This is a genomic window from Iodobacter violaceini (assembly GCF_011601265.1).
GTDB lineage: Bacteria > Pseudomonadota > Gammaproteobacteria > Burkholderiales > Chitinibacteraceae > Iodobacter > Iodobacter violaceini.
Window position 1 is genome coordinate 110,315 of the sequence record NZ_JAAOLX010000002.1, and the last position, 12,013, is coordinate 122,327.

The window sequence follows — 12,013 nt, forward strand, 5'->3', positions numbered from 1 at the left end:
TCTGGAAGACGCCGAACGTACTATTCAAACAATGCACGACCTGAAAAAACTGGGCGTACGGCTGTCGCTGGATGACTTTGGCACGGGTTATTCTTCCCTTAGTTATTTACGACGTTTTCCAGTAGACAGCATCAAGATTGATCAGAGCTTCGTTCGTGATATTGCAACCCAGGCCAGTGCGGGCGCGCTGGCTCGTGCCATTTTGGGAATGGGCCATAATCTGGGCCTCGATACCATTGCTGAAGGTGTGGAAGACGCCAGTCAGCTGGGTTATCTGCGCAAACAAGGCTGTCATGAAATGCAGGGATTTCTGTTCAGCCATGCTGTGACGGCGCAGGAGCTGGCCTTATTTCTGCTTGAAGAGCGCCGTCTGCCTCCTGCCGGTGGTTGTACAGCTGCCAGCGCAACCGTACTCGTGGTTGATGATGAGCTGAATATCTTAACTGCTATTAAACGCCTGCTGCGCCAGGATGGAATCACCGTGCTGACCGCAAGCAATGCCGCAGAAGGTTTTGCCCACTTAGCGACGACCGAAGTGGGCGTTATTCTGGCGGACCAGCGCATGCCCGGCCTGAGCGGAGCCGTTTTTCTCGATCAGGTAAAGGGGCTTTATCCAGACAGCATCCGCATTCTGCTGACAGGGTATACCGAGCTGGCTGCGGTAATCGATGCCGTTAACCGCGGAGCCCTGTACAAATTACTTACCAAACCATGGGAGGATGATGTGCTGAGGGAAAACGTACGCGAAGCGTTGCAGCACTATGAAACAGTGCAGGAAAACCGGCGTTTGCTGCAAAGCCTGAACCATCGCATGCCTGGCAACACCAATGCCAGACAAAATTAGCTCCCACGTTGAGCGTAAGGCATTAGCGGGCTTTATTGCCACGATGGCCGTACTGTTGTTGCTGGGCGGTTTAAGTTACCAGACCGCTCGCATGGCGCTGGGCACGGCAGACTGGGTTACGCATACCTATAAAGTGCTGACTGCGCTGGAGTCTTTTGAGGGCGGGCTGTTTCAGGCCGAAAGCGGCCAGCGCGGATATTTTATTTCTGGCCAGCCTGAGATGCTGGATCAGCGTCGTGCAGGGCTGGAAAAAGCCGGTGCGGCTATTGCACGCCTGAGGGAGCTGACGGCCGATAATACAGTTCAGCAAACGCGCGCCAACATGTTGCAACAGCGTATGGCTCAGCGCCTTGCTGCATTTGACGCTTCAACCAGGCTCTATCTGAGCCACGGGCATGATGGCATACGGCAGCAATATATCAGCACGGCCGGGCCCAAAGGGCCGCAGCTGACAGAGGATATTCGCCATATTGTGGCCAGTATGGCGCAAGAAGAAAACCGGCTGCTGGCTGTGCGTCTCCAGGAAGAAAACAGCAAATGGGGCCGTAGTCAGTTTATCTTTGCAGCTGTTCTGATCTTACTGACGGGCTTTCTTGCCGGTTTGTTTTGGCGTATCCGCTGCGAAATGAGGGAGCGGCTGCAGAGTGAACAGGCTCTTAAGCAAAGTGAAGCTTCACTGCAACAGATCCTCGATGTGCTGCCTGTTGGCGTATGGCTGGCCGATGCCAGTGGACAGCTGCGCTATCACAACCATGCAGGTCAGCTCATCTGGGCTGGCGCTCATATGACAGGTATTGAGCAATATAACCAGTACAAGGGCTGGTGGCTGCATAATGGTCAGCCGCTGAAAGCAGAAGAATGGGGAATGGCGCGGGCGATACGCCAGAGAGAAACCTCAGTAGGGGAAGAAGTCGAAATTGAGTGTTTCGACGGCAGCCGTAAGATCATCCTTAACTCTGCCACGCCGCTGAACGATACAACAGGCACGCTGACCGGCGCGGTTTCTGTTAACCAGGATATTACCGGGCTTAAGCGTGTTGAACAGGCACTCAAAGAAACGGCCCGCTTTGATTTCAGCCATGGTGCAGCGCTCACCTTGTTTAATGCGACATTGGCGCGCCAGCCGCTGCTGGATGGATTGTTAAAGCTGCTGGCAGATAACCACCCCTTTCCACTGGCCGCTTTTTACCATCACGATGAGCAGAGCGGGCAATTCGTACTCCTTGCCAGCAGAGGCTGCTCTGCCGGCATCAGCCAGCGCTTCAGCCCCGGGGAAGGTTTGGCCGGGCTGGTGGCACAAACCGGCGAAAGACTATCGCAGCACTGCCCGCCGGAACTGCCGGGCATGCAGATTGATGCCGGGTTGTTGCAATTTGCCCCTTTCGAGCTGTTACTAAGCCCGGTCAGCTACCAGGAACACCGCCATGGTGTCTTGGTACTGGCCAGCGACCGGGCGCTGAGTGAGGGAGAAAAAGCCTTTATTGACAGGCTGAGTGCGCAGTTGGCTGTGGCACTGCACAACCTGAAGCAATTTGATGACGTGAAGGCGCTGGCAGCCAAGCTGCATGTCAGTCTGGATGATATTGCCCGTAAAAATGCACAACTGGAAACCGCCTCAAAACTAAAATCCGAGTTTCTTGCGAACATGTCGCATGAGCTGCGTACGCCCTTAAACGCCATTATTGGGTTTTCTGAGGTATTGAAAGACGGCATTGCCGGGGATTTGAATGCAGAACAATTAGCTTACACCATGGATATCTTCGACAGTGGGCAGCACCTGCTGTCCTTGATTAACGATATTCTTGATTTATCAAAAATTGAGGCGGGTCAGGCAACATTCGAGCCCGAGATGCTGGATATAAGTACCTTGCTCCGCAACTGCCTGACCATTGTTAAGGAGAGTGCGGCCAGACACGAGATCCGCCTCAGTTTGCAAATGGATGGCGTTGAGGGGGAGTTACTTGCTGATCTGCGAAAACTAAAGCAGATCATTTATAACTTGTTATCCAATGCGGTTAAATTCAGCCCGGACGGCGGTGAGGTGCGGCTGGCCGCCCGCCGGGTGAAGCGCCATGAAGTGCGTCTGGAGAATACAGGCCCGCAAATTATGCGTTTACTGCCTTTACCCTCCGGCGATTGTGATGATTTTCTTGAGGTCAGTGTGAGCGATGCGGGCATTGGTATTGCCGAAGCAGATCTGGGTCGCTTATTCCAGCCTTTTCAGCAACTGGATACATCACTGGCGCGTACTTTTGAAGGAACCGGCCTTGGGCTGGCTCTTGTGCGTAATATGGTTACGCTGCATGGTGGCACAGCAGGCGTAGTCAGTGCACCGGAACAAGGCTCGCGATTTGTTTTCTGGCTGCCATGGCTTGAGGCGCAAACTGTTTCATCTCAAACCGTTGTGCCTGTCACTGCGCCTCTTCCGCATCGCGCAGGCGGCCACACAATACTCATCATTGAAGACGACGAGCAGGCCGCCATGTTGCTGCGCCTGCAGCTTGAGCGTGCTGGTTTCAGGGTTGAGCGTGCGTCCAATGCCGAAAGCGGGCTGGTGATGGCGGCACAGCTGCAACCTGCACTCATTACACTGGATCTATTACTGCCGGGCTTAAGTGGCTGGGATGCGCTTGAGCAGCTGAAGGCCAATCCGCAGCTGGCAGGGATTCCCGTGGTAATTGTATCCATCGTGACCGACCGGCAGCGAGGCTATGCACTGGGCGCATACCAGGTATTGCAAAAGCCAATTCAGCAGGGCGAGCTGTTAGCTGTTTTGAATGGGTTGGGCTTGGGAGATAAGGGGCAGCCATGCACTATCTTGCTGGTCGATGATGACCCCAAGGCTGTAAAACTGCTGAGCGCACACTTTAAAGACAGTAATTTCCAGCTGGAACATGCTTATGGCGGCCGGGAAGCCATTGAGAAGGTGCGGCTTTGCCCGCCTGATTTATTGATTCTTGATCTGATGATGCCGGAAGTCGACGGCTTTGCTGTCGTTGAGGCATTAAAATCACAAGCACAAACCGCACAACTTCCCATCCTGATCCTGACAGCCAAGCATGTCAGTGCAGAGGACCGGCAACGGCTGAATGGCTTTGTTATCGATATCATGGAAAAAAGTTCATTCGATGCCAGCCAGCTGTTGCTTGAGGTGGAACGCGCACTGGGCAAACGCGGTGGCTAATATTGCCATTAACTGGATGTCGGCCACGCAAAAGCAGTGGTGCTATTTGGGACAAAAATGGCCAGGATACTGATCGTAGAAGACACCCCTGCTAATATGCGCCTGCTGGTCGCGATACTGGAAAAAGCAGGTCACGGCTTGTTGCTGGCCCCGGCAGCAAGCGAAGGGATGCTGATTGCTCAGCAGGAACAGCCCGACCTCATCCTGATGGATGTGCAGTTACCAGGCATGAACGGGCTGGAGGCAACCCGCTTGCTTAAGGCTGATCCGGTTACTCAGGGTATTCCGGTCATTGCAATCACCGCTTTTGCTATGAGTGGTGATAAAGAGTATTTCATCAACGCAGGCTGTGACAGCTACCTGGCCAAGCCAATCCGCTATAAAGAGCTGTTAGTTGCGGTTGAAAATGCGCTAAAAAAGTAAAACAAACAGGCAAGCCCGGATCGATAAAGGGCCTGGTTTTAGGATGCCGCGCCCGGCAACAACGAGTTTTTTAGTGGGCAGATGCTTACGCTGAAATTAGTAAAATTTACACATCACCCGCACCGGGTAGACGTTTTAGCGCCGAAGGCGTATGGTTCACCCGTCAATATTTTACGGAGGTCCCTCGTGGACAGTTCTGGTAGTCGATCTTATATCGATCGCTAGCGGCAAGGTTGCAGGGGTCTTTTCTTCTGCCGTTACCTTGCCGCTCTGGCGGGTAACGGTGTCTGTCATGCATCCAAATCCGGATTGCTTGCGTACGCCATTCCCATTTTTTTGCGCTTAGCACGACGCCCACCGGGTGTCTGTGATGCTATGCACTGCTGATGCTCGTCTCACAGGCCAGCTCCGCGAGGAGCGGGCTGAACGTCGATTTTTGATGGTGTGAAACCAACATCAACAGTGCGTCATTGCTGCTTGCGTAATGGATTTGTCCTGAACGTCGCTATTTTTTCGCGACGAAGGAATGCATATGCGCCTGTTTAAAAATCGCTTATTGAATTTCATTCAAAAAGGGCTTTCTGCCCGTCAATTCCGCCGTATTGCCAGCCTGGAGCAGCTTCGCGGTATGAGAAATGGCCGGGAGATGAGTCAATCTCTTGCCCGGCGTTTACTCAGCATGTCCAGGCTGGAAATCAGCACGGCTTTGCACCGGCTGGGTTCTTGTGCAGAAGGCTTAAGCCATTCTGAGGCGGATAACAAACGCCTGCAGACCGGCCCCAATGAAATCGGGCACGAAAAACCAATATCATGGGCAGAGCATCTTTGGCTTTGTTACCGCAATCCTTTCAATATTTTGCTCACACTGCTGGCGGTGATTTCCTTTGTTACCGAGGATGCAACTGCCGCAGCCATTATTTCCGCCATGGTGGTGATCTCTGCTTTTTTGCGCTTTGTGCAAGAGAAACGCTCGAATACGGCAGCAGACCGGCTCAAAGCAATGGTCAGTAATACAGCAACCGTTTTACGGCGGGATCCGGCCAAAGTTGCAGCCGCTGAAGCTGAAAAATACTTTGGTGTTCAGCTTCACCCCAAGCCTGCAAAGCAAATGGAGCTGCCGATCAGGGAGCTGGTGCCGGGCGATATTGTGGTGCTTTCCGCTGGCGACATGATTCCGGCTGACTTACGGCTTTTTACCGCTAAAGATTTATTTATCAGCCAAGCTGCACTGACTGGCGAATCCATGCCCGCAGAGAAATTTGCCGTGCATAAAGATGCATCTGTCAGCAATCCATTAGAGCGTGATAATTTGTGCTTTATGGGCACAAATGTGGTGAGTGGTGCTGCAACTGCAGTGGTAATTGGCACCGGCAATCAAACATATTTTGGCTCTTTGGCTGAGCGCGTAAGTGCCAGCGACAAAACGCTGACGCAATTTCAGCTGGGCGTAAATAAAATCAGCTGGCTGTTGATCCGCTTTATGTTTGTGATGGCGCCCCTTGTATTGTTTATTAATGGCTTTACCAAGGGAGACTGGCCGGAAGCAGCGCTGTTTGCATTATCCATTGCAGTTGGCCTTACGCCAGAAATGCTGCCTATGATTGTGACTGCCGCGCTGGCCAAAGGCGCAGTGATTCTGAGTCGCAAAAAAGTGGTGGTCAAACGCCTCGATGCCATTCAGAACTTTGGTGCGATGGATATTCTGTGCACAGATAAAACCGGCACGCTGACGCAGGATAAAATCACGCTGGAGCGCCACACCGATGTATTTGGCTGCGGCAGCGATGAAGTTTTAGCGATGGCATATTTAAACAGCTACTATCAAACCGGCCTTAAAAACCTGCTCGATGTGGCCGTACTGGAACACGCCCATTTAAATACCGAGCTGGGCGTGACGCAAAACTACCGCAAAGTGGATGAAATTCCCTTTGATTTTAACCGCCGCCGGATGTCGGTTGTGGTGAGTGAGCAGGAAGACCATCACGAGCTGATTTGCAAAGGCGCTTTAGAAGAGGTGCTGGCGGCTTGCAGCCACGTTCGCCACGGCACACAGATCGAGCCATTAAGCGCCAGGCTGCTGCAGGATATTCGCAATATCACTGCCACACTGAATCAGGATGGTTTGCGCGTGGTGGCGGTTGCCAGCAAAGAAATGCCGGCTGATCGCGAAGCTTATGGGGTCAGCGACGAGTGCGATCTGGTACTGGTGGGCTATATCGCGTTTCTAGATCCGCCCAAAGAAAGCACTGCACCGGCACTCAAAGCCCTCAGGGCCAATGGCGTTTCTGTAAAAGTGCTGACGGGCGATAACGATCTGGTGACGCTGAAAATCTGTAAAGAAGTGGATCTGCAGGTGGATGGCGTACTGCTTGGCTCGCACATTGAGGCCATGAGCGATCAGCAACTCGCCGAAAAAGCTGAAACAACCACGGTATTTGCAAAGCTCACCCCACTGCATAAAGAACGCATTGTGCGTTTGCTTCGCAGCAATGGCCATGTAGTTGGGTTTATGGGGGATGGCATCAATGATGCACCGGCTTTGCGGGCAGCTGATATCGGTATATCGGTTGATTCGGCCGTTGATATTGCAAAAGAAGCAGCCGATATTATTTTGCTGGAAAAAAGCTTAATGGTATTGGAAGAAGGCGTAATTGAAGGCCGTAAAACTTTTGCCAATATGCTGAAATATATCAAAATGACGGCCAGCTCTAATTTTGGCAATGTATTTTCGGTATTGATCGCCTCGGCATTTATTCCGTTTATGCCGATGCTGCCACTGCATTTGTTGATTCAAAACTTGCTTTACGATATCTCGCAAACCACTATTCCTTTTGATTATGTGGATAAAGAATCGCTGATCCAGCCCCAAAAATGGAATCCGGATGAATTAGGCCGCTTTATGATTTTCTTTGGCCCCATCAGCTCGATCTTTGATATCACGACTTTTGCTGTGCTGTGGTATGTTTTTAAGACCAATACCGAATCAGCTCAGTCTTTATTTCAGTCGGGCTGGTTTATTGAAGGCTTATTGTCTCAAACATTAGTGGTGCACTTATTACGCACACGTAAATTGCCATTTATTCAAAGCAGTGCCGCCTGGCCTTTACTGGTCATGACTGCACTAATTATGGCAATTGGTATTTTGCTGCCTATGGGCCCTTGGGCGCATTACTTCAGGCTGCAGGCATTACCTTTGGCCTATTTTCCTTGTTTGATTACTATTTTGCTGGGCTATATCACGCTCATGCAAGTCATGAAGGGTATTTACGCAAGGCGTTATGGCTGGCAGTAATTCTTAAATGAAATAAGGGCAAGATTCATTCTTGCCCTTATTGATTCGCTAAAAGGAGCTGCGCATGCATTTTTCGCAGAGTTTTGATCTCAACCTGTTGTTTAATTCTTTTTTAAATCTGAGTGTCGCGTTTATTCTGGGTTCAATTATCGGCTATGAGCGGCAGTACCGGCAGCGCACTGCCGGTTTGCGCACCAATACTCTGGTGTCGCTGGCTGCTGCCGTGTTCGTGGGGCTGGCTTACCGTTTAAACGGGCCAGGCAGCGCCTCACATGTTGCCGCCTACGTGGTTTCTGGAGTTGGTTTTCTGGGGGCGGGTACCATTATGAAAGAGGGGCTGAATGTGCGCGGGCTGAATACCGCCGCCACCTTGTGGGGCTCTGCAGCCGTTGGCGCCTGCGCAGGGGCTGGCATGATTGCAGACGCGCTGATGGCTGCAGTATTTGTGCTGGCAGCCAATACTTTATTACGCCCCGTAGTGAATGCCATTAACCGCACGCCGGTTAACGATCAGACTGGTGAGGTGAGTTACCAGATTTGTATGATTGTGGATGGCGACAGGCAAAAACATGCTTTAAGTGCGCTGGAGTCTCTGCTGGAACAGGCTCAGTACCCCCTGGGGGATCTGGATGTGGAGCCATTTGGCGATGATGATGTCGAAATCACGGCAACGTTGCTTTCCACTTCGGTGGATTCGGGCAAGCTGGATACCCTGATCGCACAAATGACCAAACGCCCGTATATCAAGCAAGTCTTCTGGAATTTGTCTGCGGCAGAATAAAGCGCAAAAAAAACCCCGCAATAGCGGGGTTTTTTATCAGCGCAGTGCTTATTATTTAGCAGCTTGCTCTTCACGCAGATGGTTTTCTACAAAAGCGTTACCATAATAGCTGTCCAGCAAGAGTTGTTTCAGCTCTGAAATCAATGGGTAACGTGGGTTAGCACCGGTACATTGATCGTCAAACGCTTCTTCAGCCAATTGATCCACTTTAGAAAGGAACAGCGCTTCAGGTACGCCTGCTTCTTTAATCGAAGCAGGAATTTGAATTGTTGCTTTCAGCTCTTCCACCCAAGCAATCAGGTTCGCTACTTTTTGCTCATCATTCTTGCCGCCAAGGCCAAGGTGTTCAGCAATATCAGCATAACGGCAACGCGCTTGCGGACGATCATACTGGCTGAATGCCGTTTGCTTGGTTGGAATATCTGCCGAATTGAAACGAATCACGTTAGAAATCAGCAGGGCATTGGCCAGGCCGTGTGCCAGATGGAACTCAGCACCCAGCTTATGCGCCATGGAGTGACAAACCCCCAGGAACGCATTGGCAAACGCAATACCGGCGATTGTTGAAGCATTGTGCACCAGCTCGCGTGCTTTAGGATCTTTTGCGCCGTTAATATAAGACGATGGTAAGTTTTCTTTCAGCAGTTTCAGTGATTGCAGTGCCTGCGGATCAGAATATTCATTGGCCAATACGGATACATAAGCTTCTAAAGCGTGTGTTACCGCATCAATCCCACCAAAGGCGGTCAGGCTTTTTGGCATATTCATCACTAAATCGGCATCGATAATCGCCATGTTCGGTGTAAGCTCATAATCGGCAATCGGGTATTTCATGCCGGTTTTTTCATCTGTAACCACAGCAAACGGGGTCACTTCTGAGCCAGTACCTGAGGTGGTTGGAATCGCAACCAATTCAGCTTTGATGCCCATTTTAGGGAACTTATAAATACGCTTAGTGATATCCATAAAGCGCAGGGCAAGGTCTTCAAAGTGAACTTCAGGATGCTCGTACATCACCCACATAATTTTTGCCGCATCCATTGGCGAGCCGCCACCCAGCGCAATAATTACGTCAGGTTTAAACATGTTCAACGAATGCACGCCTTTACGAACCACTTCTAATGTCGGATCGGCTTCAACTTCGTGGAAAACCTCAACTTCCATGCCCATTTGCTTCAGCACTTTGATGGTTTCATCGCAGTAGCCATTGGCAAACAGGTAAGGGCCGGTCACAACAGTTGCACGTTTCTTGCCAGTCAGATCGGCAAGGGCAAATGGCAGACAACCACGACGGAAGTAGATGTTTTTAGGAAGTTTGTGCCACAACATATTTTCGGCCCGTTTAGCGACAGTTTTGGTGTTGATCAGGTGTTTTGGACCCACGTTTTCAGAGATCGAATTACCACCCCATGAACCACAACCCAGCGTTAACGACGGAGCCAGCTTAAAGTTGTACAAGTCGCCAATCCCGCCTTGCGAAGCAGGGGAGTTGATCAGAATACGGGCCGTTTTCATTTTGTCGCCAAAATAAGCGATGCGTTCGTGCTGCTGATCCTGATCGGTATAAAGCGCGGAGGTATGGCCAATCCCGCCCAAAGCAACCAATGCTTCAGCCTTGGATACGGCTTCGTAAAAGTCTTTAGCGCGGTACATCGCTAAAGTTGGTGATAGTTTTTCGTGCGCGAAAGCTTCTTCTTCGCCGGTTGATGTTACTTCAGCAATCAGAATCTTTGTGTAACTAGGCACTTTAATGCCTGCCATTTCTGCAATCTTAACTGCAGCCTGACCCACAACACCTGCATTCAGGTTGCCATCAATCAAAATGACTTTACGAACGGCTTCAGCTTCTTTCTTGCTTAAGATATGGCCGCCGCTTTGCGCAAAACGGGCCTTCATTGCTTCATAAACACTGTCAACCACAATGACAGATTGCTCAGATGCACACACAACGCCGTTATCAAAGGTCTTGGACATCAGGATAGAAGCAACGGCACGTTTGATATCTGCAGTTTCATCAATCACAACCGGTGTATTGCCAGCACCCACACCAATGGCTGGTTTGCCGGATGAGTAGGCCGCACGAACCATGCCCGGGCCACCTGTGGCCAGAATAAGGTTGATGTCTTTGTGTTTCATCAGCTGGTTAGACAGCTCAACAGTTGGCTGGTCAATCCAGCCGATAATATCGCGTGGCGCACCAGCTGCTACGGCAGCATCAAGCACAATTCGTGCAGCTTCACAGGTTGAGCCTTTTGCACGCGGGTGTGGGCTGAAAACAATACCATTACGGGTTTTAAGTGCAATCAGCGCTTTAAAAATGGCGGTAGAAGTAGGGTTGGTTGTTGGCACGATCCCGCAAATGATCCCGATAGGCTCTGCGATAGTGATAATGCCGTACGCGTCATCCTGAGACAAAATGCCGCAGGTTTTTTCATCTTTGTACGCGTTATAAATATATTCAGAAGCAAAGTGATTTTTAATTACTTTATCTTCAAGCACGCCCATGCCAGTTTCTGCAACGGCAAGCTTGGCCAGAGGCAAACGCGCATCTGCGGCAGCCAGTGCAGCGGCACGGAAAATCTTGTCAACTTGTTCTTGTGAGTATGTAGCAAAAAGCTGCTGCGCTTTTTTAACCCGCGCCATCAGTGCATCGAGTTCTTGAATGTTAGAAACAGTCATTTTTCATCTCCAGAGAAACTTTATAAACGGCTTTAAAATCACTAATCAATTGGGACCTGCGAACTTGCTGCTGGTTCACATGGGTAAAGCGAACATCTACAGAATATACCGGGCAGCCCAAGACTACTTGATAAATATCAAACTGCATTTGATCATTTTATTTTTGTTCACATAATGTATATTATGTAAAGTTACGAAACAGAAAACGAAGTCAAAGAAGTCGCGCCAAAACAACAAAAAACATCAGCCTGACAAACTGGTGTTTTTTTATGTGATTTTGATATGCGAATGTATCCCCGCGCCGGTTTTCAACCCCAGCCGGCCACAGAGACTCTTTTAACGGCCCTTCTCGCGCTCCCTGCTTCAGATATGTGCGATGCGCTCGGAATATCGCTAAAAACGCACCTAGGCTATTTAAGCGGACAAATCCCCGTGCCTAAAATCGTATTTCTATTCGCCCAGGTTATCGCTGGCCAAGAACTTGGAAAAGGCTGGGGGAAATTCTCAGGGATGCGTATTGACGGTGAATGGCTCGTTCTACCGGGGTATGACAAAAAAGAAGGAATTAGGTACGAAGAGCTTAAAAATCTTTGGCATATGCGCCAAACCCTTGCGCTAGCCAGCGGCTACACAAGAACAATTGAAAAACTGATGGTTGAGCGCGACTTTTATAAACGCCAATGCCTGAAAGAAGCAAAATACGGAATGATGCTCAACCAAATCATTCCTTAAGCGCCCTGCTGCGTGCTGCCGGTGTAAAAGCCGGCTTTAGGGGGTGATTCGTTGGCCCTTTTTACGCATCCCCGGGGA

At 50.4% G+C, this 12,013-nt stretch carries 7 protein-coding genes; 6 read left to right on the forward strand and 1 reads right to left on the reverse strand.

The window, feature by feature from the left end; genetic code table 11:
- Position 1: 1 nt before the first annotated feature.
- The 5 genes from HA050_RS22310 to HA050_RS04090 all read left to right on the forward strand — a co-directional run bounded on the left by HA050_RS22310 (position 2) and on the right by HA050_RS04090 (position 8,524).
- Positions 2 to 844 (forward strand): response regulator, encoded by an 843-nt coding sequence (locus HA050_RS22310; RefSeq protein ID WP_277344371.1) that lies wholly within the window; start codon positions 2 to 4, stop codon positions 842 to 844.
- Complete coding sequence (locus HA050_RS04075; RefSeq protein WP_166822436.1) at positions 828 to 4,028, forward strand: response regulator; 3,201 nt, start codon at positions 828 to 830, stop codon at positions 4,026 to 4,028. Before HA050_RS22310 ends, HA050_RS04075 begins: the two co-directional genes overlap by 17 nt.
- A 57-nt stretch (positions 4,029 to 4,085) precedes the next feature.
- On the forward strand, positions 4,086 to 4,451 hold the full coding sequence (locus HA050_RS04080; RefSeq protein WP_166822438.1) for a response regulator: 366 nt from the start codon (positions 4,086 to 4,088) through the stop codon (positions 4,449 to 4,451).
- Between the two features lie 532 nt (positions 4,452 to 4,983).
- Positions 4,984 to 7,743 (forward strand): magnesium-translocating P-type ATPase, encoded by a 2,760-nt coding sequence (gene mgtA, locus HA050_RS04085; protein ID WP_240928975.1) that lies wholly within the window; start codon positions 4,984 to 4,986, stop codon positions 7,741 to 7,743.
- Between the two features lie 64 nt (positions 7,744 to 7,807).
- Positions 7,808 to 8,524: an MgtC/SapB family protein gene (locus HA050_RS04090; RefSeq protein ID WP_166822442.1), complete on the forward strand. Its 717-nt coding sequence runs from the start codon at positions 7,808 to 7,810 to the stop codon at positions 8,522 to 8,524.
- Between the two features lie 51 nt (positions 8,525 to 8,575).
- Here HA050_RS04090 and adhE read toward each other — a convergent pair whose 3' ends face one another.
- Complete coding sequence (adhE, locus tag HA050_RS04095; protein WP_166822443.1) at positions 8,576 to 11,203, reverse strand: bifunctional acetaldehyde-CoA/alcohol dehydrogenase; 2,628 nt, start codon at positions 11,201 to 11,203, stop codon at positions 8,576 to 8,578.
- A 288-nt stretch (positions 11,204 to 11,491) separates the two neighbouring features.
- Between adhE and HA050_RS04100 the strand changes: the two genes are divergently transcribed.
- On the forward strand, positions 11,492 to 11,935 hold the full coding sequence (locus HA050_RS04100) for a hypothetical protein (RefSeq protein ID WP_166822445.1): 444 nt from the start codon (positions 11,492 to 11,494) through the stop codon (positions 11,933 to 11,935).
- The last annotated feature ends 78 nt before the right edge of the window (positions 11,936 to 12,013 follow it).

Coding starts and splice junctions, on each gene's coding strand:
- HA050_RS04075 (WP_166822436.1), top strand. CDS start 828: ATGCCAGACAAAATTAGCTCCCACGTTGAGCGTAAGGCATTAGCGGGC.
- HA050_RS04080 (WP_166822438.1), top strand. CDS start 4,086: ATGGCCAGGATACTGATCGTAGAAGACACCCCTGCTAATATGCGCCTG.
- mgtA (WP_240928975.1), top strand. CDS start 4,984: ATGCGCCTGTTTAAAAATCGCTTATTGAATTTCATTCAAAAAGGGCTT.
- HA050_RS04090 (WP_166822442.1), top strand. CDS start 7,808: ATGCATTTTTCGCAGAGTTTTGATCTCAACCTGTTGTTTAATTCTTTT.
- adhE (WP_166822443.1), bottom strand. CDS start 11,203: ATGACTGTTTCTAACATTCAAGAACTCGATGCACTGATGGCGCGGGTT.
- HA050_RS04100 (WP_166822445.1), top strand. CDS start 11,492: ATGTATCCCCGCGCCGGTTTTCAACCCCAGCCGGCCACAGAGACTCTT.